The 24924-nt window shown below is 41.8% G+C and carries 20 protein-coding genes; 12 read left to right on the top strand and 8 right to left on the bottom strand.

All coding sequences use genetic code 11. From position 1 onward, the window contains the following. Window positions 1–23: 23 nt before the first annotated feature. From thiD to pcnB, 5 genes are all read right to left on the bottom strand, one after another. Window positions 24–848: a bifunctional hydroxymethylpyrimidine kinase/phosphomethylpyrimidine kinase gene (thiD, locus tag H3T84_RS05125; protein WP_198218437.1), complete on the bottom strand. Its 825-nt coding sequence runs from the start codon at window positions 846–848 to the stop codon at window positions 24–26. 172 nt (window positions 849–1020) lie between these two features. After that, window positions 1021–1812 (bottom strand): 3-methyl-2-oxobutanoate hydroxymethyltransferase, encoded by a 792-nt coding sequence (panB, locus tag H3T84_RS05130; RefSeq protein ID WP_084547688.1) that lies wholly within the window; start codon window positions 1810–1812, stop codon window positions 1021–1023. 546 nt (window positions 1813–2358) lie between these two features. Continuing rightward, on the bottom strand, window positions 2359–2991 hold the full coding sequence (locus H3T84_RS05135) for a deoxynucleoside kinase (RefSeq protein ID WP_198218438.1): 633 nt from the start codon (window positions 2989–2991) through the stop codon (window positions 2359–2361). 19 nt (window positions 2992–3010) lie between these two features. Next, complete coding sequence (gene folK, locus H3T84_RS05140; RefSeq protein ID WP_198218439.1) at window positions 3011–3535, bottom strand: 2-amino-4-hydroxy-6-hydroxymethyldihydropteridine diphosphokinase; 525 nt, start codon at window positions 3533–3535, stop codon at window positions 3011–3013. Next, window positions 3532–4866 carry a polynucleotide adenylyltransferase PcnB gene (pcnB, locus tag H3T84_RS05145; RefSeq protein ID WP_198218440.1) on the bottom strand — a complete coding sequence of 445 codons (1335 nt, stop codon included), beginning with the start codon at window positions 4864–4866 and terminating at the stop codon, window positions 3532–3534. Before pcnB ends, folK begins: the two co-directional genes overlap by 4 nt. A 204-nt stretch (window positions 4867–5070) precedes the next feature. Between pcnB and H3T84_RS05150 the strand changes: the two genes are divergently transcribed. The 4 genes from H3T84_RS05150 to purE are packed head-to-tail and all read left to right on the top strand — an operon-like array spanning window position 5071 to window position 7162. Then, the gene (locus H3T84_RS05150; protein WP_084585198.1) at window positions 5071–5256 is read left to right on the top strand and encodes a DUF3460 family protein; all 186 of its coding nucleotides are present in this window, start codon (window positions 5071–5073) and stop codon (window positions 5254–5256) included. A gap of 17 nt (window positions 5257–5273) precedes the next feature. Continuing rightward, a complete protein-coding gene (locus tag H3T84_RS05155) occupies window positions 5274–5942 on the top strand; it encodes an O-methyltransferase (protein ID WP_198218441.1) in 669 nt (222 codons plus the stop codon). A gap of 27 nt (window positions 5943–5969) precedes the next feature. Further along, window positions 5970–6668 (top strand): tetratricopeptide repeat protein, encoded by a 699-nt coding sequence (locus H3T84_RS05160; RefSeq protein ID WP_198218442.1) that lies wholly within the window; start codon window positions 5970–5972, stop codon window positions 6666–6668. After that, window positions 6665–7162: a 5-(carboxyamino)imidazole ribonucleotide mutase gene (gene purE, locus H3T84_RS05165; protein ID WP_100116690.1), complete on the top strand. Its 498-nt coding sequence runs from the start codon at window positions 6665–6667 to the stop codon at window positions 7160–7162. The genes H3T84_RS05160 and purE overlap by 4 nt, the downstream gene beginning before the upstream one ends. A 554-nt stretch (window positions 7163–7716) precedes the next feature. On the opposite strand, the gene H3T84_RS05170 is transcribed toward purE, so the two are convergent. The 3 genes from H3T84_RS05170 to gltX all read right to left on the bottom strand — a co-directional run bounded on the left by H3T84_RS05170 (window position 7717) and on the right by gltX (window position 12292). Further along, window positions 7717–9381, bottom strand: coding sequence for an AMP-binding protein (locus H3T84_RS05170; RefSeq protein ID WP_198218443.1), 1665 nt, complete (start codon window positions 9379–9381; stop codon window positions 7717–7719). A gap of 154 nt (window positions 9382–9535) precedes the next feature. Next, window positions 9536–10642, bottom strand: coding sequence for a tRNA 2-thiouridine(34) synthase MnmA (mnmA, locus tag H3T84_RS05175; protein WP_025330338.1), 1107 nt, complete (start codon window positions 10640–10642; stop codon window positions 9536–9538). 258 nt (window positions 10643–10900) lie between these two features. Further along, entirely contained in the window at window positions 10901–12292 is a 1392-nt protein-coding gene (gene gltX, locus H3T84_RS05180; RefSeq protein ID WP_174829976.1) for a glutamate--tRNA ligase, read from the bottom strand. 112 nt (window positions 12293–12404) lie between these two features. Here gltX and H3T84_RS05185 point away from each other — a divergent pair, with 112 nt between their 5' ends. The 8 genes from H3T84_RS05185 to H3T84_RS05220 all read left to right on the top strand — a co-directional run bounded on the left by H3T84_RS05185 (window position 12405) and on the right by H3T84_RS05220 (window position 24685). Continuing rightward, complete coding sequence (locus tag H3T84_RS05185) at window positions 12405–13406, top strand: asparaginase (RefSeq protein ID WP_174829953.1); 1002 nt, start codon at window positions 12405–12407, stop codon at window positions 13404–13406. A 516-nt stretch (window positions 13407–13922) separates the two neighbouring features. Further along, entirely contained in the window at window positions 13923–15143 is a 1221-nt protein-coding gene (locus H3T84_RS05190; protein ID WP_198218444.1) for a sugar efflux transporter, read from the top strand. Window positions 15144–16241: 1098 nt separating this feature from the next. Then, window positions 16242–16721 (top strand): hypothetical protein, encoded by a 480-nt coding sequence (locus H3T84_RS05195; protein WP_198218445.1) that lies wholly within the window; start codon window positions 16242–16244, stop codon window positions 16719–16721. A 773-nt stretch (window positions 16722–17494) separates the two neighbouring features. Further along, on the top strand, window positions 17495–18769 hold the full coding sequence (gene gabT / locus H3T84_RS05200; protein ID WP_198218446.1) for a 4-aminobutyrate--2-oxoglutarate transaminase: 1275 nt from the start codon (window positions 17495–17497) through the stop codon (window positions 18767–18769). Window positions 18770–18851: 82 nt separating this feature from the next. Beyond that, window positions 18852–20309, top strand: coding sequence for an NAD-dependent succinate-semialdehyde dehydrogenase (locus H3T84_RS05205; protein WP_078474311.1), 1458 nt, complete (start codon window positions 18852–18854; stop codon window positions 20307–20309). Window positions 20310–20470: 161 nt separating this feature from the next. Further along, complete coding sequence (locus tag H3T84_RS05210; protein WP_025330330.1) at window positions 20471–21856, top strand: amino acid permease; 1386 nt, start codon at window positions 20471–20473, stop codon at window positions 21854–21856. Between the two features lie 122 nt (window positions 21857–21978). Then, the gene (kynU, locus tag H3T84_RS05215) at window positions 21979–23229 is read left to right on the top strand and encodes a kynureninase (RefSeq protein WP_084549772.1); all 1251 of its coding nucleotides are present in this window, start codon (window positions 21979–21981) and stop codon (window positions 23227–23229) included. An 82-nt stretch (window positions 23230–23311) separates the two neighbouring features. After that, window positions 23312–24685, top strand: coding sequence for an amino acid permease (locus H3T84_RS05220; protein WP_198218447.1), 1374 nt, complete (start codon window positions 23312–23314; stop codon window positions 24683–24685). Window positions 24686–24924: the final 239 nt, after the last annotated feature.

Raw genomic sequence — 24924 nt, forward strand, 5'->3', positions numbered from 1 at the left:
ATTTTAGCATAGCGGCAAAACTACTAATCATGCCTTATACGCCAGAAATGCGCTAACGGACCATACCCATGTCCCAGATGCCAGTGTTGCCCTGCCTCAATCGCACCATGTACATAACTTTTGGCAGCCGCAACTGTATTAGCCAGATTTTCATGCTGTGGTCGCAAAGCGGCTATCGCAGCTGAAAGAGTACAGCCGGTACCATGAGTATGTGAAGTATGAATCCGGAGACTTTTAAAACATACCGGTTCATTATCCCGTTCCATCAGCCAGTCTGCAGCATCTTCAGAGTTATTACGGTGCCCGCCTTTTACCAGTACCGCATGACAGCCTTCATCCAGTAAAATCTGTCCCTGCTCGAGCATTTCTTTATCCGTAGTGGCTATCGGCTTATGTGTCATGATAGACAGTTCAAAAAGATTAGGTGTCAGAATATCAGCTAGCGGCATCAGCAAATGCTTCATTGTCTGCACAGTATTTTCTATCGACAAAGCTGAACCTGAAGTAGCCACCATGACCGGATCCAGTACAGTAAAGGGCAAATGATATTGTTGCAGTGATTGAGCAACCGTACGGATGCTGTCAATATCAGCCAGCATACCGATTTTGACTGCATCAATACGAATATCAGACATCACTGCCGCACACTGCGCTTCTATCATATCCGGCGCTACTACCATAACCTGCTGTACACCAAAAGTATTCTGTGCAGTAATGGCTGTAATCACACTGGTACCGTATGCGCCCAGCGCAGCAAAAGTTTTTAAGTCCGCCTGAATACCTGCTCCGCCACTGGAATCAGATCCGGCAATAGTTAAAGCACGGGGGTAAGGCTTGGCGAGCGCCATAAGCATCTCCCTGAAAATTTTTATTTGTCAACGAATTAACTTATATATACTTCCAGAAAAAAAAACAAGCCCGTATAAATATCCACAAAATATGCCTATTGACTATTTGTAAAGAAAAACCCACAAAAAAATATAATATTTTCAATTAAAAACAGAAATTTAATTCAAACTTTCAATCAGCAAAAATATGTTCTGCTGCCGGAAAAGTTTTTGCTTTTACTTCGCGAACATAGGCACTGACAGCTGCCTGAATACTATCCTGATCCCGCATAAAATTTTTGACAAATTTAGCTGTTTTACCCGGATAAATACCCAGCATATCATGCATTACCAGAACCTGTCCGTCACAGTCGACACCTGCACCAATACCGATTGTCGGACAGCTAAGTGCTGCTGTCACCTCTGCTGCCAGCCGGCCGGGTACACACTCCATTAATACCATATCAGCACCAGCCTGTGCATGAGCCTGAGCATCGGCCATTAATTGTGCCGCGGCTTCACCACGACCTTGTACTTTATAGCCTCCGAGTGTATGAACAGATTGCGGTGTCAGACCGATATGTGCACATACCGGAATACCTCGCTGCTGTAAAAACTGTGTGGTTTCTGCTATCCATGCCCCCCCTTCTAGTTTTACCATATGTGCACCGGCAACCATCAGGCGTACTGCAGCAGCAAAAGCCTGTTCTTTGCTTTGCTGATAGGCACCGAAAGGCAGATCAGCCAGAATCATTGCCTGTTGATTACCCCGTGCTACAGCAGCCGTGTGATAACAGATATCATCAACACTAACTGGTATAGTAGATGTTTGCCCTTGTACCGCCATACCAAGCGAATCACCAATCAGCAATATATCAACACCGGCATCGCTCATCAGACGGGCAAAACTGGCATCATAACAAGTCAGCATGGCAATTTTTTCACCGGCTGCCTTCATTTTCCTTAAAGTATGAATAGTATGCATATACAGATAAATCCGCTATTTATGTTTTATCAGAAAATACTGCCGGTAATAACAGCTCATTTATTTTTAACCTGCATTCCGGCTAAAGAAACCCAAATTTGTTACAACAAATATTCGGCTAGTTGTAATGACCGGCAAAATACCACAGACTACAGCCAAACCAGAACAGATTAACAAATATTTTGCCATCCTTTATTCTCATCTGACCGGGATATCTTTAAAACTATTTATCTAATATGGATATATCCAGATGTTGGTACTAAACCAGTAATTTCATCCTCGATAATGCCGGAAAAATACGTATCTGAATTTTGCAATTCCATATACAAAAACTGTACTTTTTTCTATAAAAAGTACAGTTTGTAAGTCTGAAATCCATCGCAAAGAGCAAATAAATACCTAATTAACAGAATATTGTCATTGATATTTTTTTACTCAAATTAAACGGCATAAAATGCCGATATAGCTAATTTACGACAAATCAGATTGGCTGAAATATCCACGCAGACAACAGAAATAATTATTTCACCAAACAATTTTAAATAATTATTCGCTTAAATTGAGATAATTACGACTACCCTGCATATTGGCAATGGTATTGAGTAATAGTTCAAAATGGTCATCATTACCAAGGAAATCCAGCTCATTAGTATTAGCAATCAATAGCGGAGCATGCTGATATAAATGAAAAAACCGACGATATTCTGCGTGAATCTGCTGTAAATAACCAGCCGGAAACAGATTTACCATTCCGTCATCCCGCTGGCGCAAACGTTTGTCGAGTAACTCGTCATCAGCTTCCAGATAAATAACCAGATCCGGTACCGGAAATTTCGGCATCACTTTCTGCTTAATCTGCCAGTACAGAGTCTGCTCTTCTTCACGTAAAATTACCGGCACATATATCTGATCTTTTTCAAGCAGAAAATCAGCTACAATCCGCGAGCGTCGCTCATCTTCAGCATAAATTACATTTATTGCCTCACAACGGCGCATTAGAAAATGCATCTCTGTCGCCAGCCCGTGATTTGCCGCATTCAGATAAAATTTTTCCAGAAACGGATTGCTTTCCGGAATTTCCGACAGCAGTAAAGCATCAAAATGCTGCGCCAGACGGCGACTTAAAGCAGATTTACCACTGCCAATGGATCCTTCTACGACTATGTAGCGATAATCCATACTCCTTTTTCCCCTGCTTTTATTCCTGATCGTCAATAATATCAGTTATATCAGTCATAATGGTCACCGCATCCGGCTCTTTTTTTAATAATGTTGCAGCTACCGCAGAAGCATTATCATGAGTACCGATTACATAATACGGCGCAATTGCAGCCAGCGGAACCATCACAAAAGCCCGTTCACATGCACGCGGATGAGGTAAGACCAGATCGGCATCATTAATATTCTGATGATTATAATCTATCAGATCCAGATCAATCACACGCGGTCCGTTCGGGACATCACGTATCCTGCCAAGTTTATTTTCCAGCTCTAATAAAGTGTTTAATAACTCATGAGCACTCTTAGTCGTGTGAACCAGAACAACTGCATTGACAAAATCCGGCTGATCAGTGATACCTACTGGTTTCGTACTATAAAGAGGTGAAATTGCCTTTACCCGCAATCCTTTTACCTGATTTAAAGCCGCCAGAGCTGCTTCAACCTGTTTACGTGGATTGTCGAGATTAGCCCCTAAAGCAATTACCGCTGTAACTAAATTCATGTTTCCTCCTGCTTGAGTTTGTTAGCGTGTTTGTTACGGTATCTTTTTTGTCTTGTTGAAGTTTTTTCTATTTGTGCGGCTGTACGGATTAACTGCTCTCGCTCTGCCTCTGAAGCATGCTGAAAAGCCTGCCACCACTGAACTGTTTCCTGAGATAATTCCCCTAGACTGGCACGCAGACACATAAAATCAAAAGCAGCACGAAAACGCGGCTGTCCGAGTAAGCGGTAAGGACGCGCCCCGCGCATAATCTCAAACTGCGGCTGCAAACTCCAGATTTCACGCATAGTTACACTATATCGCTGCGGCACACCCCAGTTTTTATCTACGTAATGGCGTTCTGAACTAATTGCTGCATTCATAGCAGCACTGGAGCGCATACCGTTATTCAGCTCCCGCTGCCATGCCTTTCTGATATGCGGCCATAATATAGCAGCTAATACGAAACCCATAGAAACTGATTTATCTGCCCGCAGCCGTTCATCTGTATTATGCAGCGCCAATGCAGCAATATTGTCATTATCCTCTCCACCCGGCATTAATGCATCAAGCAACGGATGAATATCTTTCAGACCAAGTTTATTCATCTGACGCAGGCAGGCCTGTGCATAACCACTGAACAAAATTTTCAGCACTTCATCAAAAAGCCGTGCCGGCGGCTCCCGCTTTAAAAGCTGCGCACATTCAGCTATTGGTTTAGATGTATGTTTATCTACGGTAAAGCCAAGTTTTCCAGATAATCTGGCTGCCCGCAGCATGCGCACCGGATCCTCCTGATAGCGCTCGACCGGATTACCAATCATTACCAAACGCCGGTTGAGAATATCTTCAACCCCATGATGAAAATCCAGAATAACTTGTCGTTTCGGATCGTAGTACAAAGCGTTGGCAGTAAAATCCCGGCGCATTGCATCCTGTTCTAATGTACCGAAACTCACATCTTTCATTATCCGGCCCAGCTCATTATGGCTGTTAACCGCACCGCCGCGAAAAGTTGTTACTTCGATAGTTTCCGGGCCAACCATAACATGCACAATCGGAAAACGCCGGCCGATAATACGGCTGCGCCGGAAAAGTTTTCGCACCTGTTCGGGTGTAGCATCTGTTGCTATATCAAAATCTTTTGGTGTCACTCCAAGCAGTAAATCACGTACAGCACCGCCCACCACATAAGCCTGATAACCTTCTCTCTGTAAGCGGGTAATGACTTTTTCCGCCGCAAAACTCAGATCATCTGCCTGAATATGGTGTTGTGCCAATGAGATTTCCCGCCTTTTGCCAAGCCGGGCAGACTTTCTCGGCAAAACCTTATGTAACCACTTTGTTAGCATAAATAATACAAAAGCTTGTGAAAAAATACTCGCGTGCCGCAGCAACCACGACCGATATAGTACTATAGTATAACCTATCTATCTGTATCTCATCATTCCTCACCGCACAGACAAGTGCAATCTGCCGGCATTTTCTTCACTACCACTGCCTACTTTGTATATAATACACCCGTTTCTGAACTCATCATGTAAGAAGAAACCGATATGTATAATTATCAGTCTGACACTACCCAGTTTCTGAATGAATTTCTGACTAAGCACCCAGAAGAGGCACAAGCACAAATCGAACATCGCGGCATGCTATGGGATGTACAGCTCAATCCAGAAGATGAGGCAAACTTTGCCGCCTCTAGATTGCCGAAAAAAGGCTATACCTATCTAACTGAATAATCCCTGTTTAACCCGTTATGAGCCAGAACGGTTGTCTGAATACCCCGGAGCTGAGGCAATATCTTGCCGGAATAAACCCTGCAGAAGCGCCACTACTGGCACAGCTGCGTGCTGAAACGGCACTGCATCGCAAGGGTAATATGAGTATCGCACCGGAACAGGCTCAATTAATGGTATGGCTTGCACGGATGATTCAGGCTCGCAACTATCTGGAAATTGGTGTTTTTACTGGTTACAGTAGTACAGCTATGGCAATGGCACTGCCGGAAGACGGACATATCACTGCCTGTGATATTAACGTAACCTATACCGATATTGCCCGCCGCTACTGGCAAGAGGCTAATGTCAGCCATAAAATCCAGCTGTATCTGCAGCCGGCAATAATAACCCTCGATAAACTGATTACCAGTAATCAAAACAATTATTACGATATTGCTCTGATAGACGCGGATAAGATACCCACCCCTCAATATTTTGAGCGCTGCCTGCAATTGGTTCGTCCCGGCGGTATTATCGCCATTGATAATGTCTTATTGCACGGCCGTGTTGCACAGACAGCCAATGCTAATGAATCAGAAAGTGTTCATATTATGCGTCAGTTCAATGCCAGCTTGATAAACGATACGCGGATAATTCCGTTAACCATACCACTTGGTGATGGTTTAACACTTATTCAGAAAAGATAATAATAAACAACCAGAGGAGAAAAATACATGAATTCACGTTTAAATCAATACCATTTCAGCCTAATCCTGATAGTTACATTTTGTATCAGTGCTTGCAGTAACATACCATCCCCCTCTGTTGCAGCTAGCAATTCTGCAGCGGAAGAAGTACATACAAATACTAACCAATCCACTGAGCAGCTTGACCAGATTCAGACGCAACTGAATGCTTTACAGATACAGATCAATGGCCTGCAAAACCAGATGAATGATATTCGTCAGCAACAAGATACATTATCGCGCTACCTGAATGCACATACTCCGGTCAGCCACACTACTCCGGCCAAAGCCTCCGCTACTAATGATAATACCAGCGAAGCACGCCGGCTATATAATGCCGGTCTTTATAGCCAAAGCATTCGTCTGCTGAAAAATGCTGATAGTGGTGGCAATGGCAGCGCCCAGGCACAAGAGCGCATGTGGCTGCTGCTGCAAAACCATTCCCGTTTGAATAATTGTGAATCGGTAATTAATATCGGCAAGCGCTTTAACAGCCTTTATCCGCAAAACAGTCAAAGTGCCAATGCCCTTTATCTGGTGGCACAATGTCAGACTCATTTACAGCAGCAGGATATTGCCCGCCTTACTTATCAGCACATTATCAATAGTTATCCCAACAGTAATGCCGCTGTTAAAGCCAGGCATCAATTAAAAAACCTGTTACCAATCAAAAAAGGAACTCGATGAACACTCCGCAAATTGGCATTATTATGGGTAGCAATAGTGACTATCCGATTATGCAGCAGGCAGAGCAGTTTCTGCAGCAATTCAGTATTCCTTATGAAATACAGGTTGTATCCGCACACCGTACTCCGGATTTAATGTTTGAATACGCTGAAACCGCCCGTTCCCGAGGCTTGAAAGCGATTATAGCCGGCGCTGGCGGGGCTGCTCATCTGCCGGGCATGGTTGCTGCCAAAACCACCGTTCCTGTTCTGGGCGTACCTGTACCAAGTAAATATTTGCGCGGTGAAGATTCACTACTGTCTATTGTCCAAATGCCTAAAGGCGTACCAGTAGCCACTTTTGCTATTGGTGAAGCTGGTGCAGCCAATGCTGCTTTATTTGCCATTTCCATGCTGGCCAATGACAATCCGCAGCTAGCACAAAAACTGGCAGAATTTCGTGAAAGCCAGAAACAAAGTGTTCTGGATATGAATTTACCCAGCATTCCAGCCTGATTACTATTTAATTCAGACATATTTGCTGCATAAATATAATGAATAATATCATTATGCTATTGATATTAATTGTATTCAAATAAGAAAGAAAATTGACTATTATCCTCAGTAGCATGAGCATATTTACATGATTAGAATTAGCTCCAAAAAGCAATATCAGTTTTTAGTTATCAACTTAATCTAAAGAATTTCTGCTAAGTAACTGAAAGTAGAATAAAGATTTAAAATTAAAAATAAAATTCCAGCTTTCTTATTATTGCCAACAACAAATACTAAAAATATTCATTCTAAATTAAATATTTCATTTGAATTACAATCGAAATTGGATTGATTTACAATTCAGTTTTAACAATAAATTAAGCTAAAAAATTAGTAAATTCATTTACTTATTATAACTAAACAAAATTTTAATATTAAACAAATAAAACCTATAAATATGTTTATATCATTTATTATGCTTGATACCCATAATAAATAAATTATTACATTTTATTTACTGAATAAAAAAAGATACTGCTCCTATATTAGCAGTATCCATTTTTTATAACAAAATATTATTTTTCTGTTCTCAAATCCTTACGCAAAATTTTTCCTACAGCAGATTTGGGCAATTCTGAGCAAAACTCTATATCTTTAGGCACCTTATAACCGGTCAGATTCTGGCGACAATAGGCAATAATTTGTTCACGAGTCAGATTCGGATCCCGTTTTACTACAAATAACTTGATTGCTTCGCCTGATTTTTCATTAGGTACACCGATACAAGCCACTTCCAGCACCTCAGGCATAGCGGCTACAACCTCTTCTACCTCATTCGGATATACATTAAAACCCGATACCAGAATCATATCTTTTTTGCGATCTACCAGTTTTACATAACCTTTAGCATCAATTTCAGCCATATCACCGGTAGCCACAAAACCACGGCTATCAAGAACTTTAGCTGTTTCTTCCGGCCGGTTCCAGTAGCCTTTCATTACTTGCGGCCCTTGAACCCATAATTCTCCTACTTCACCAACCCCGAGAACCTTGCCGTTATCATCACGAATTTCAATATCTGTATTCGAAACCGGCAAACCGGCAGTACCCGTATATTCAGGATTATTCAGCGGATTAGCGCACACGCCGGGGCTGGCCTCAGTTAGACCATAAGCATCAATAATGGGCACACCCGTAATGGCTTTCCATTCCTGCGCCACCATTTTCTGAGTTGCCATTCCTCCACCTAGTACCAGTTTCCAGGTTGAAAAATCAATCGTTTTAAATTCTTCATTATGAATCAGTGCATTAAATAGAGTATTAACGCCACTCATTACCGTTACCCGATTGTTTTTCAGAACTTTGACCAAAGCTTTAATATCACGTGGGTTGGTAATCAGAATATTTTTGGAACCGGCATTAGCAAAAATCATAATATTCACAGTAAGTGAAAAAATATGATATAGCGGCAATGGTGTTACTACTACTTCCTTTCCGGGCACCAGATTTGCCTTAATCCACTCTGATGCCTGCTGCATATTGGCTACAATATTACCGTGGGTCAGCATTGCGCCCTTGGACATACCGGTTGTTCCGCCGGTATATTGCAACAAAGCCAAATCTTCCAGCTCAAGCGGTACCGGAGTAAAACGTTGTTTTTTCCCTAATTCCAGAGCATGCAGAAAAGTAACTGCCCCCTCAATCCGAAAAGGCTTCACCATTTTTTTGACTTTGTGCAGCATGAAGTTCACTACAGTACCCTTCAGCCAGCCAAGCATATCGCCCATACTGGCCACTATCACCTGCTTGATTGCAGTCTGCTCCAGAACCTGAGCCACTGTATGCGCAAAATTTTCCAGTACAATAATCGCAGTTGCACCGGAATCAATCAACTGATGTGCTAATTCCCTCGGCGTATACAGAGGATTGACGTTAACAACTACGCCGCCAGCCTGTAACACCCCGAATACCGCAATCGGATACTGCAATACATTAGGCATCATAATTGCTACCCGCTCACCTTTTTGCAGATTCAGTACATTCTGCAAATATGAGGTGAACTGATTTACAAAAGTAGCAGTTTGAGTATACGTGAGTGTAGTACCCATATTGGAAAAGCTTGGCTGCGGGCCGAATTTCTTCACACTGGTGTCAAGAACGTCAATAATTGACGAATATGCACGCACATCTACTTCTGCCCGCACCCCTTCCTGATAACTTTGTAACCAGATTTTTTCCATTATCTTTTTCCTCTGCAACAATGCGTCTAATTTAAAGTGAAGTAAGGAAATATCAGTCAAAACAGACTGCAAAGAAAACATCAAATCAGAACATCAGCATTGTCTGCAAGATGACTGACTGTAGCCAGCCAGTCTGTTGATATAAGTGATTAAATTAATTATTTTGAATACTATGACTGTCGGTATCTCTGATAATACCACCACCCAGACACACAGCGCCAGCATACAGTACAGCAGACTGACCGGGTGTCACTGCCCATTGTGGTTCATCAAACACCAGTTCCGCGCAATCATCAGCCAGATAACGCAATTGAGCCGCCGCATCAGGCATGCGATAACGTGTTTTCACGCCATAGCGCCCTTCTGCCGGACGTTCTGGTGTCGTAAAACTTAAATCATGCATAATCAGGCTGCGACTGAACAACAGTGGATGATCATGTCCCTGTACAACCAGAAGCTCATTATCCGACAAATTTTTTCCGGCAACAAACCATGGCTCACCGTCGCCACCAATACCCAAACCTTTGCGCTGCCCCAGTGTGTAATACATCAGTCCTTCATGCTCACCTACAATTTTACCTTCCGGCGTCACCATTGCACCCGGATTAGTAGGCAGATAACGCTGTAAAAATTGTCTGAACGGACGTTCACCAATAAAGCAGATTCCGGTACTGTCTTTTTTTCCGGCTGTGGGTAACTGAGCCTGCTCCGCCAGTCGGCGTACTTCAGATTTTTCCAGATCACCCAGCGGAAACAATGCACGCTGTAATTGGTATGGTTGCAGTCGATACAGAAAATAGCTTTGGTCTTTATTCTGATCCAGCCCCTTGAGCAGATAATGTACGCCATCGCGTACATCCTTACGTGCATAATGTCCTGTTGCAATCAGATCTGCACCACCGTTCAGCGCATGTTCCAGAAAACATTTGAATTTAATTTCTGCATTACACAATACATCAGGATTGGGTGTGCGACCAGCCTGATACTCCTGAAGAAAATATGCAAAGACATTATCTTTATACTGACCTGCAAAATTAACAATATCAATATCCATATCAATCAGATCAGCCACTGCTACTGCATCCAGTGAATCCTGCTTGATAGAACAATATTCGTCATCGTTATCGTCTTCCCAGTTTTGCATGAAGACACCGCGCACATCATAACCGCCCTGCTTGAGCAGCCAGGCTGTAACCGATGAATCCACTCCACCGGACATGCCAACAACAATACGTTGTGATAAATTTGCTTTTGTATTCATTTACATTCATCCAAAACCGGCGCAGATTGTGCCACAGGCAGAACACAGCAGCAACCTGCCGGCATAATTAATTGTGTATCAAACTTACAAAAAAATGCCATAAATACACAATTTACATCCATAATCAGCTTTTTATTTACACAAAAAAAATTTTTACTCAATACTATTAGCCTAAATAACACAGACTGCCGGTACTGTAATATCTGTCTGTAGACAAATAATCACAAGACCGGCAGCCTGTGTAAATGCAAATCAAACTCAGTTCTGACGCAGACGGCGCAATACCTCATCGCGCCCTAATAAAGCCAGCACCTGATCAATCGACGGGGTTTTTTCTGTACCACATACAGCCAGACGTAAAGGCATACCCAATTTACCCATTTTAATATTTTCTGTTTCACAAAATGGTGCAAAAAGAGCGTGAATACTTTCCGCATCCCAGTGTGATAACTGTTCAAGCAGGGCTGCAAAGCGCTGCATACGTGCCGGAGCATCAGCATCCCAGTGTTTAGCTACTTCCTTTTCTCCAGGAGTGGCTTTAGCATAAAAATATCTGCATTCTTCAGCCAGCTGATTTAAATCCTGAGCACGTTCCTTAACCAGTGCTATCACTTCAGCCAAATCCGGCTGCTCAGTCACTTCAATGCCCTGCTGTGTCAGACGCGGACGCACCAGCTCAGCCAGACGAGAATTATCACTGGCTTTAATATGCTGCGCATTCAGCCACAACAGCTTTTCATGATCAAAACGGCTGGCTGAAGGGCTGACATCTTTTAAATCAAACCATTCAACAAACTGTTCCATCGTGAAGAATTCATCATCACCATGTCCCCAGCCGAGTCGTGCCAGATAATTCAGCAAAGCTTCCGGTAAAATACCTTGCCGGTCATAATCAACCACACTAACAGCGTCACGGCGCTTACTCATTTTTGCGCCTTTTTCATTCAAAATCATCGGCAAATGAGCATATTGAGGTAAAGCTGCACCCATAGCCAAAAGAATATTAATCTGTTTAGGTGTATTGTTGACATGGTCATCACCACGGATAACCTGCGTAATACCCATATCATAATCATCTACAACTACACAGAAATTATAGGTAGGCGTACCATCGGCACGCGCAATAATCAGATCATCCAGATCCTGATTGGCAATGGCAATATGACCTTTAACCAAATCATCCCATGCCGTTTCACCAGTTAGCGGCATTTTAAAACGTACAACCGGCTGAACACCTTCGGGTACAGGCGGCAGTGTTTTGCCTTCATCCGGCCGCCAGCGGCGGTCATACCAGAAGTGTTCACCACGTGCCTCAGCTTCCTGCCGCATTGCTTCCAGTTCTTCACGGCTGGTATAGTCATAATAGGCATGACCGGAAGCCACTAACTCACGTAAAACTTCTGCATAACGGTCAAAGCGCTTTGTCTGGTAAAACGGACCTTCATCATAGTCCAGACCAACCCAGTGCATACCATCCATAATCGCCTGCACTGATTCAGCCGTAGAACGTTCCAGATCCGTGTCTTCAATTCGTAATATAAACTTACCATGATGTTTACGTGCAAATGCCCAAGAGAACAAAGCAGTGCGCACACCACCAATATGCAAAAAACCGGTAGGACTGGGAGCAAAACGAGTACGAATCATGATTACCATTCTTCAGACACAGAAAAAACCTTATTGTACGCGTAAGCCAGAGTAAACAAAACCCGTTCGTGATATGCTTGCACTAATACCAGTAACCGTATGAAAGGCAGCATATATGAACTCCCCGAAACATCTGGCTGTTTACTACACTGGCGGAACCATTGGTATGCAGCAAACACCGGCCGGACTGGCTCCGGCTGCCAATTTTGCCAGCCTGGCTGCGCCGATTTTTCAGGAATACAGTCATCAGCTCAAATGCGACTGGTTTATTTGTGAACCACTGATTGATTCTTCAGCGATTACCCTTTCAAACTGGGAGACATGGCTTAACTGGATAGACAGCAAAGCTGAAAATTATGATGGTCTGCTCATTCTGCACGGTACCGATACCATGGCCTACAGTGCCAATATAATTGCGCTGGCACGGCCGAAACTGAATATCCCCATTATCCTTACCGGAGCCATGCTACCCCTGGAAGCTGATAACAGTGATGCACCACAAAACCTGCGTACTGCACTAGCTGCATTCAGCCTGCCGGGTTTTACCCAAACTGCCATTGCCTTTAACAGACAGCTCTGGCCGGCTGTCGGCAGCAGCAAAATCAGTACAGAACAGGCAGACGCATTTGCCAATCCGCAGTTTGGTTCACTGGCACAATGGTCAGAATCCGAAGGATGGTTTAATACTAATCTGCCTGTTGCCGGCAATTCAGACCTATCTGCACAATATGACATCAGTACATCGGCCAGAATTCACTGCTTTACTCTGACTCCGGGCGCTAATCTGGCAATGATTACCACCAGTCTTACTCACAATCCGCCTGACGGAGTAATTTTACAAAGCTATGGCAATGGCAATACACCTAATGATAGGAATTTTCTGGCTGCAATCAGACAGATTAGTGAGCAATCTATACCTGTTCTGAATATCAGTCAGGTTTTACAGGGATGTGCCTCTGCTGTTTACGCACAAGGACATGAATTGCGTGCAGCCGGCGTTATCAACGGCGGTAAATGTAATCTGGAAACTGCTGTGGCTATCCTGACACTGGCTGTAAGCAATAACTGGAATAAAGAACAAATTGAAAATCTGCTGCATACACAGAAGCTGATTTAAATATTTACTTTTGCAGGATTATCCGGCTTACCCTGTAACCGATTAATCCTGCAAAATTTTTGTTAATAAACAGCTTCTGATAACTTAGTCCGGTATCGTCGATACTATAAAAAGCTATTAACAACTTTTTGTATCCTCAATTACTAGAAACTTTCGTTGAAAAACTGTTCAAATTTTCCAAAAAATTTCATTTAAAATTAATCATTTAAACCAGTTTGTAATAATCAAATATCTTTATACAAACGCTGGTCTCTGCCAATTATTTTTAAATAAAAGTTTATCGGGTTTTATAGTCATGTGCCTATTTTTTATCAAACACGATTTCATATATACTGCATTTATATTTATTATTAATAAATTCAAATTAAATAAATATCCACAATTTGAAATTTAATTAACAAATTAACAACAACTTATGTACTTAATAAAAAAATATGATATTTTATTAAGAGTTTTAAATACCTATAACCATGATTTATGATATAACTCTTTCTTTTCAGAATAGAAAAGTCAGTTATGGAAGAAAACCTTGCGATAAAACAAAAGGCTTATATTATTCTGGGTTCTTTTCTGGTTGCCGCATTTATTATTGGTATTGCCGGTGCATTGCAGGCACCGACACTCAGCCGTTATCTTGCCGAAGATGTGAAGGTTAATCCATATCAGGTAGGTTTGTTTTACTCAATCAATGCCGTTGCCGGCATTGTCATCAGCTTTCTGCTGGCACAATACTCTGATAATAAAGGTGTTCGACGGAATATTATTCTATTTTGTTGTCTGATGGGCATAGGAAATTGCATTACATTTGCATTTTCGCGCCAATACTTTATCCTCGTTACCGTAGGCATATTTTTTTCAGCTTTTACCTCTGCTGCTATGCCGCAAATTTTTGCATCTGCACGTGAATATACAGATAAAACTGGCCGCAACATTGTCGTTTTCAATGGCATTTTACGGGCACAATTGTCACTGGCCTGGGTAATCGGTCCGCCATTATCATTTGCATTAGCCGTGAATTACGGATTTACCATTATGTATCTGAGTGCGGCAGCTATGTTTTTTGTAGCCATGCTGATCGTTTTTCTGTGCTTTCCTGTCATAAAACGTCCAACATCTGTTACTAAAAAACAAGAGCCAAAAGAAAAGATTTTCAATAATCCTAATGTCATTTTGCTGTTTATCGCTTCAATCAGTATGGGTACAGCCAATATGATGTATTTGATTGATATGCCTTTATATATCGATGACATTCTGCCCGGTTCACCGTCACTGCCCGGACATTTGATGGGCATAGCTGCTGCCATTGAAATTCCCGCTATGCTGATTGCCAGCATGCTGGTACCGCGCTTTGGTAATAAAAATCTGATTTGTTTTGCAGTCATTTGCGGCATCATATTTTATATCGGTATGGTTTCGACCCAAAACGAATGGATGCTGATTGGTTTACAATTCTTTAATGGTTTATTTATCGGCATAATAGCCAGTATCGGCCTGATTTATTTCCAGGATTTATTACCTAAACGTACGGGTGTTGCTTCTACATTGTTTAATAACTGTATTTCTTGCAGTATTATTCTGGCCGGTATGTTGCAGGGCGTAATTTCGGCCAACTTCGGCCATCAGAGTATCTATACCATTTCTTTAGCCATGGTAATTTTATCTTTCATCTTGTGCCTGATTATTCAGCCACCGCCTTCAGCAATTAAATCGCCCTCAAAGTCAAAGGTTAATCACTGATCAGCACCGTAATCAGCGTTCTAATAAGGTTCTAAAACTGACTATAGGCTTATCTTAAAACAACTATTATCAATATCAATAAAGCACTGTAGTAATAAATAAATTCATACCGCCAAAAATCCGCATTAACAAACAAATATTTTCCTAAACTATCCGACACAATCATATTATCGTTTAACAGTTGTAAACGTTTAAATAGTCATATTTCAGGGAAAATAAAACGCAGTTGTATGATTCTAAATTATTCAAAACCCAGTGCTAAGTTGATGGTGAATGATTAAATGCTGATGATAAAAAATCATAACCATATCCAATCCTACAATCGGTGAAAAACTGGCTGATAATCCTAAAATGGTTACCACAGAAGCTGTATGTGCGGTAACTGCCACCCGGATTACTTTAAAAACGAAGTTGGAACAAAACTTATTGCGTAATAAGCATTTTCAGTAAAAAAATTTCTATAGAACTTGGGGAAAGCTTTATCTATTGTTTTCAATGATACAGATATTGATGCAGCAGTAACCAGCGCCATAATTTTCAAATTCCACAATGACGGACAAACCTAAGTCTGTGCCAATCATATTTATGTGCAAAGCGCTGTCAACGACCAGTTTGTGCCTAAATTCTAAGAAACTATCAACAATTTGACCTTAGTCACGGTATGGATGCAGGTGTTAACGTAAGCCCTTTGATTGATAGTCAGGCAGTAGCAAAATTATTGAACATACTCAAGATGCCATCATTGAAGGCGCTAAATAGTTACAGGTTTGGTTGCAATGTGGGTGTTTGGGAAAAATCATATATTAACAAAAGTTATTATCAAAAGAATAATAGGAGCTTCTCTGAATTACTCAAACAATTTAGAAAGAAAAATAAATTCTCCGTCATTCAGTGATAAAAAGCCTATTTGAATTTAACAAATTGTTTTTTTTAATTAACATTAATATACAAAATATTGCGAATAGAACAAGGAAAGTTTACAATCCGCATGATGCAAAACCAATTGATAAACCCGTACTTTATTTTTGCTTGGTTCTACTTTGATATTAAGCATATACATTTGTAAATAACCGGATAATCTCAAAAATTGGAAGATTAATGAACAGATTTATTCTAACAATAGTAGCATTCTTTGCCTTGTGTTTTGCGGGTTATCAATGGCATAAAAGCAAACAAGAAAAAAAAATATTTGTTCAGGATATCAACTCCAGTACTGATTTTGATTTTGATCAGGATATCAAATCCAGAACTGATCAATATGGTTTTCTGGATATATCAGTTAATCTTCCCGGAAGTAAGGGAATTGTCATTATGGCTCCAATCAATTGTCCGTCACGACAGGCAAAGATTGCTGATTATCTGGCTACAGAATTAAATAAACAGAATATTCCTGCTAACCGAATTAGTGGTTACACTTTCAATCATAATCTAGCCAAAATGTCAGAAAGAGAAATAAATCAGATGATTGACAGAGTTGAGTATGTCAAAACAATGGCTTTTCCGCTGGTATTTGTAAATGGTAAAGTAAAATCTAATCCATCAATTGAAGACATCAAAAATGAGTGGGAATTACAATAGTTGTTTCGTTAACCAAACCTACTTCGACATGTTCAATAAAAATTAAAATTAATCAAGGGTGCCAATGTCTGCATCTTGTATTTTCAGGATCAGCTTCCCAATTGAACTATTTAATTTCTAATTTGTTTAACAATTGCCTTTATACAGTACTATTCTGCTTGGTTTGTTACAGGACGTAATTTCTGCCAACTTCGGCTATCATATGATTTATGCGATTGCACTTGCAATGGTATCTGTTTTATTTATTTTCTGTCTCATTATTGCTAAACCAGTCCATACCAAAAATAGTTTCTTAACAGCAGTATTGATTAGTTTTAACTGAATAACACTACACGCCCCCAATATCTATCAGGCTAAACCCAATCGGTTTAGCCTTTTTAATTAACACTGACATCTATACATCTTTGAAATCAATAATCAAATAAGGCTGCACTTTATTTGCCTGCTTGCAGACGCTCAGCAATTAAGAATATAAGCATAAATTAAGCAATTAATTTTTAAAATAATATTTATAATTAATATTAATTGCCAATAATACCAATTATAAAAACATTTAATTTCATTCTTATTGAATTTTTTTTTATATTCTACGTTAGAAGAATATTTACCCAGATTGACAGTATAAATTTAATCCCGTAATTTAACCGAATAAACCAATCAATTATAAGACTGATAGATTCAGTCAGTTAATTATATTGTCAGAACACATATCATACGGTTGATATTAGTAAAAACCTGCTTAGGCCGGTCTGCACTTTTTTGGAGAAAATATTATGAGTCAAACAAGCAATGTTCGTCAGCGTCAACTGGCCGCAGCTCCTCGTGGCGTTGGTTTCATGTGCGATTTTTATATTGATCACGCTAAAAACGCTGAGTTCTGGACTCCTGAAGGTAAGCGTTACATTGACTTTGCCGGAGGTATCGGCGTTCTGAATACTGGTCATCTGCATCCCAAAGTACAAAAAGCAGTAGCTGATCAACTGCAGAAATTTTCGCATACCTGTTTTAATACTGTTCCATATGAGCTGTATGCTAAGGTTGCCGAAAAAATTAATGCCAGAGCACCTATTGCCGGCGACAAACGCACAATGTTTGTTACCTCTGGTGCTGAAGCTGTTGAAAATGCCATTAAAATTGCCCGTGCCTATACCAAAAGACGTGGTGTAATCGCATTTAACGGTGCCTTTCATGGCCGTACCAATCTCACTATGGCTTTAACCGGCAAAATCGCACCCTATAAAGTAGATTTCGGGCCGTTCCCTGCTGATATCGTACATGCACCTTATCCGAATGCACTGCATGGCGTTAGCATTGAAGATGCATTGCACGGTCTTCATAATATTTTCAAATGCCATCTGGCGCCCAGCGATGTTGCTGCTATTATTATCGAAGTAGTTCAGGGTGAAGGCGGCTTTAATGTTACACCAAATGAATTTCTGCGTGCCTTACGCCAGCTGGCGGATGAACATGGAATTGTGCTGATTTTTGATGAAATTCAGTCCGGCTTTGCCCGTAGCGGAAAAATGTTTGCTACCGAACTGACCGGCGTACAGCCAGATTTAATGACCATTGCCAAATCTTTGGCCGGTGGTTTTCCACTTTCCGGTGTAGTAGGCAAAGAAGCCATAATGAATGCTCCTGTGGTAGGCGGCCTGGGCGGCACTTACGCCGGTAATCCGCTGGGACTGGCTGCTGCTGATGCAGTTATTGATGTTATCGAAGAAGAAAAACTGTGTGAGCGCGCCAATATTCTGGGGAACAGATTAAAAGAACGCTTTAACAATTTAAAAGAAGTTATTCCGTCTATTACAGAAGTACGCGGACCGGGCTCTATGGTCGCCATTGAATTAGTTAAACCCGCCACCTCAGAACCAGATGCTGAACGTACCAAAAAAGTACAGCAACTGGCGCTGGAAAACGGTCTGATGATTCTGACCTGCGGACAGTATTACAACGTAATTCGTTGTCTCTATCCGCTTACTATTGAAGATCATGTATTTGATGAAGCATTGAATATACTTGAAACTGCCCTGCGTCAGGCTCAATAATATTCATTGTCTGCAGGCTGCTCCGGTAGAATATTTTACCTGCAGCCTGTCATGTCTGTTTCAGTTTTTTTAGGAAAAAACTATGCAATTGCATGATTCTGCATTATTAAAAACCCAGTGTTATATAAATGGACAATGGCTGAACGCCGATAATGGCGCAGTTATTTCAGTTATCAATCCGGCTACCGGAAACAATCTGGCAGACGTGCCCCGCATGGGTACAGCAGAAGCTGAACGTGCTGTAGCAGCAGCACATGCAGCATTGAAACCATGGCAAGCCAAATCAGCCAAAGAGCGCAGTAATCTTCTGCGCCGCTGGTTTGAACTAATGATGCAGCATCAGGAAGATCTGGGCATTATCCTGACTTCAGAACAGGGGAAGCCACTGGCTGAGGCTAAAGGTGAAATTGCCTATGGTGCATCTTATCTGGAATGGTATTCAGAAGAAGCCAAGCGTATTTATGGTGACACCATACCCGCGCCGTCAAACGACAAACGGATTATGGTACTTAAGCAGCCAATCGGCGTATGTGCAGCCATTACGCCATGGAACTTTCCGAATGCGATGATTACCCGCAAGATTGCTCCGGCTCTGGCTGCCGGCTGTACTTTTGTTATTCGTCCGGCCTCACAAACACCATTATCTGCACTGGCCATTGCTGAGCTGGCACAGCGTGCCGGCATCCCGCCCGGAGTAGTCAATGTCATTACCGGCAGCTCCAGTGAAATCGGTAAAGTATTAACTGAAGACGATCGGGTAAAAAAATTCAGTTTTACCGGTTCTACAGAAGTAGGTCGTAAACTGATTGCTCAGTGCGCCGGTACTGTAAAAAAAGTATCTATGGAACTGGGTGGTAATGCACCATTTATCGTCTTCAATGACGCTGATATCGACGCAGCCGTAGAAGGTGCGATGATTTCCAAATTCCGCAATGCCGGCCAGACCTGCGTATGTGCAAACCGGTTATACGTACAAAGTGCTGTATATGATGAATTCGTGGATAAACTGGCTCAGGCCATTGCCAAACTGAAAATAGGCAACGGACTGGATCAGGGTGTAACTGTCGGACCATTAATCGATGCAGGTGCGGTTAACAAAGTTCAGGAACATATTACTGATGCTATTGGCAAAGGGGCGGAAATCGTTACCGGCGGAACCGCAGATAATCACGGTGAATTATTCTTCCAACCTACATTACTGAAAAATGTTACTCAGGACATGAAAGTTGCCCGTGAGGAAACTTTTGGTCCGCTGGCGCCGGTATTTCGTTTTGAAAGCGAAGACGAAGTTGTCAGCTGGGCTAATGACACCGAATTCGGGCTAGCCAGTTATTTCTACAGCCGTGATATCGGCAGAATAGTACGCGTCAGCGAAAATCTGGATTATGGCATGGTAGCCATCAATACAGGACTGCTGTCAAATGAAGCAGCACCTTTTGGCGGCGTCAAGCAATCCGGTCTTGGTCGGGAAGGTTCTAAATACGGTATAGAAGATTACGTTGAAATTAAATATGTACTTCTTGCCGGCATTGACCAGTAATTCCTGAATCCGCGGCAGCCATAATCTGCTTCGCTGCCGCTTTCTTCATAATTATAAAAATCCTGAATGCACTGCATAAATCAGGATGGGGCGTTGTTGACTGAATTCAGCCAGCTAAAGGCGTTTCAGTCTGATATTACTCTTTCCAAAGGAGAATTAATTTGAGCACATCATCCACACTGAAAAACGGACTTAAATCACGCCATCTGACTATGATTTCTATTGCCGGCGTGATCGGAGGGGCTTTATTTATTGGCTCCGGCTCTGTAATTTACCATACGGGACCCGCAGCCATTCTTGCCTATGGTGCCGGCGGTCTTCTGGTCATGCTGATTATGCGCATGTTAGGAGAAATGGCTGTAGCGCATCCAGATAGCGGTTCTTTTTCCACATATGCCGATACTGCTATCGGCCGCTGGGCAGGTTTCAGCATTGGCTGGTTATACTGGTTTTTCTGGGCATTGCTCATGGGCTGGGAAGCCTATGTAGCCGGTAAAATTCTTAATAACTGGTTTCCTGTATTTCCCATCTGGAGCTATATGCTGGCAGTAACCGTAGCTCTGGTTGTTATCAATCTGATGGATGTTAAAAATTACGGGGAATTTGAATTCTGGTTTGCTTTAATCAAAGTAGTCGCCATTGTATTGTTTCTGATTGTAGGCAGTCTGGCTATTATCTATTTATGGCCGTGGGGTCAGGCAGATGCAAAAGGCTGGACACACTTAACTGATCAGGGATTCATGCCTAAAGGATCATCATCTGTGGTAACAGCATTGCTGGGTGTTATGTTTGCCTATATTGGTGCTGAAATCGTTACTGTTGCTGCTGCAGAATCCAACCATCCGGCTACAGAAATTCGTAAAGCCACAAAATCTGTTGTCTGGCGCATCATCCTGTTTTATGTAGGTTCGATTTTTATTACCGTTTGTCTGATTCCGTATAACGACCCGCGGCTGAATGATGCCACATGGGGAACATACAGTGTAGTATTAACCTCTCTGGGAATTCCTCAGGCACGTCATATCGTCAACTTTGTTGTCCTTACTTCGGTTTTAAGCTGTTTTAATTCAGCTCTGTATACCTGTTCGCGCATGTTATATTCATTGGCAAAACGCGGCGATGCTCATCGGATCATGTCCTATACCTCGAAAAATGGCAGTCCGCAAATTGGCGTGCTTATTTCCTGTATCTTTACCCTGTTTGCAGTATATCTCACCGCTACCTCCAAAATGGATGTTTACGATGTACTGATGACTGCTACCGGTACGATTGCCCTGTATGTTTATCTCGCTATCAGCTGCTCACAATTATTTCTGCGTAAAAAACTGGAAAAACAAGGGCAGACACTGACATTTAAAATGTGGTGCTTTCCATGGCTGACTTATCTGGTTATCGGGCTGATTATTGCTTCGATTATTATTATGATTATCGAAGGAACCTATAAATATGAAGTAATATATACCAGCATACTGGCGGCTATCATCCTGATAATGGGTATAGTGGCACAAATATTTAAAATCGGCAGCCAGCAGAATAAAACAGAATAATATTTATCTATCTTGACACAGATTGATTAAGATAAATATTCGGATAAATTAATTTAAATTTTATTCGCCATAACTGGCAACAATTCAGTACACTATTCATTTTGAAATTTAACCGGCACAAAATGATTACACTAGAACAATGTCAGCAATGGGATGCCGCCGATATTCTGGCTCCCCTAAAAAATCAGTTTGAATTACCACAAGGGGTTATATATCTGGATGGTAACTCTTTGGGTGCGAAACCCAGAAAAGCTGCAGAAAATGCTCAGGCAGTGATTAATCAGCAATGGGGTACTGATCTGATTAATAGCTGGAATAAAGCCGGCTGGTGGGATTTACCGGTTCGATTAGGCAATAAAGTCGGTCAGCTGATTGGTGCTCAGGAAAATGAAACCGTTGTTACCGATACAACCAGCCTGAATCTGTTTAAAGTATTGGCCACAGCCATCCATATTCAGCAGAATAATGACAATAATCGTAAAATCATTATCGCTGAGCGTGATTCTTTCCCTACCGATATTTATATGATTGAAGGTTTCATGGCTCTGATTAATCAGGGTTATCAGCTTCATCTAATAGATACACCGGCAGATCTGCCCGCCCGTATTAATGAAAACACTGCTGTTGTAGTGTTATCTCATGTTAACTATCGTACCGGCTACCTGCATGACATGGCAGCAAACAATGCACTGGTACATTCGCATGGTGCATTACTTATCTGGGATTTGTGTCATTCAATCGGTGCTGTACCTATTGATCTGAATGCCAGTAACAGTGATTTTGCTATTGGTTGTACTTACAAATATTTGAACGGCGGACCCGGCGCACCTGCTATGCTGTGGGTAAATGAGCGTTATCAGACTGCATTCAGCCAGCCATTATCCGGCTGGTGGGGTCATGCGCGGCCGTTTGATATGGCTGAAAGCTATACACCCGCAGACAATATCCGTCGTTATTTATGCGGTACACAGCCAATTGTATCTATGAGCCTGATAGAAAGCGGCGTAGATATCTTTTTGCAAACAGATATGCAGTCATTACGGCACAAATCTCTGCAACTAACTGATTTACTGATTGCCCTTACTGAGCAGGAATGTGCCGGACATAATTTAACGCTGATTACACCGCGTGAACATGCTCACCGTGGCAGCCATGTCAGCCTACGTCACCCTCATGGTTATGCCATAGTTCAGGCTCTGATTGCCCGCGGTGTAATCGGAGATTATCGCGAACCGGAAGTGATTCGCCTGGGAGTTACACCTTTGTATCTGAGCTATACCGATATCTGGCATGCTGTTCAGCATCTGAAACAGGTATTAATTAATGAGGAGTGGGCACAGCCACAGTTTCACACGCGCGGACAGGTAACCTGATTTGCATTTCTTTAATCCACACAGGTACAGGCCGGGCATGAATATTCTGCTCGGCTTATGCTTCTCATCTTAAGGAAAAACGATGGGTAATTTCGAGCGTATTCAGTCTCGGGAAACAGGATTACACAAAAAGCTATCCGCCGGTCAGATGAGCATGATTGCCATTGGCGGAGCAATAGGAACCGGCTTATTTCTGGGCAGCAAATTTGCCATTGGCTTTGCCGGTCCTGCTGTTATCATCAGTTATGCACTGGGCGGCATGATTGCACTGGCTTTAATGGGATGTCTGGCAGAAATGACTGTGCAGCACCCTACTTCGGGTTCTTTTGGTGCGTATGCTGAATTTTATCTGCATCCTCTGTCCGGTTTTCTGGTGCGTTACAGTTACTGGGCCTGTATTGTTCTGGCTGTGGGTACAGAAGTCACAGCCATCGCTGAATACATGAAGTTCTGGTTTCCACAGGTTGATTCATGGATATGGATTGCACTGTTTTCATGCTGTCTGATCGGCGTTAATGCCTATAGTGTCAAAGCTTTCGGTTCAGTTGAATACTGGTTTTCCACCATTAAAATTTTTGCCATTATCGTATTTATTGTACTGGCCATCAGTGTATTACTAACGCAAAGCAGTATCAGCAGAATTGAACAAAACATGTTTAGCGGCGGCTTTGCTCCGCATGGATTTTCCGGTATCTGGACCGGTGTTATTATTTCCATATTCAGCTATCTCGGTATTGAAATGATCGCTATAGCCGCAGGTGAAGCCACCAATCCTGAACAGGCAGTTAAAACCGCGTTTAAAGGAACTTTTGCAAGGCTATTGATATTTTATCTGCTTGCACTCAGTCTGATTGTCATGCTGGTACCGTGGCAGGAATTAATTAAAGAAGGAAGCACCAGCCCGTTTGTCAGCGTAATGAAAAATGTAGGTATACCATTTGCCGACAGTATTCTGAACTTTATTGTCATTGTTGCTGCACTTTCAGCCATGAACAGTATGCTCTATATTGCCACTCGTATGATGTTCAGTCTGTCTCGTGCTAACGAAGCACCACAAATATTCGGTAAAGTAAAAAGTAATGGCGTACCACTGAATGCACTGGCTTTATCTTCTGCCGGTATTGCTGTCGCCGCACTGGTTTATATTTTAAATCCGGAAACGGCTTTTCCGGTTATGATAGCTTTGTCTATGTTTGGTGCATTATTCAGCTGGGGGGCTGTATTTCTGACACATCTGTGTTTTCGCATCCGGATGCAGCGGATGCAGCTAAAACTGAAATTCCGTGTACCCGGTTTTCCATTTGTCACTATAGCCGGTTTATTGGCAATCATCAGCATCATGATCACCACATGGTTTACCCCGATATTCCATGCTACTTTATTATTTGGCGTGCCTTTTCTGGCATTTTTAATTCTGGCATATTTTATTCAAATATACCATAAAAAGTACAAATAAATAAATACTAAGTGTATATACCCTCACAGCATCAATGCCAGCGGGCATTGATGCTGTTATTAAATTGATAGAATGCCATTTGTAATATCAGACTGGAAAAATCCGAGCCACATAAAAATTTATATATTAAAAAATATATTTTCATATTGATAATAAAATGACTATTTACTGAGATTCAGTAAATAGTCATTTTAGAAATTAGATATTGTTTAGATTATTAAATTACTTAATATAATCCT

This window comes from Snodgrassella sp. M0110, from assembly GCF_016101465.1.
Classification (GTDB): domain Bacteria; phylum Pseudomonadota; class Gammaproteobacteria; order Burkholderiales; family Neisseriaceae; genus Snodgrassella; species Snodgrassella alvi.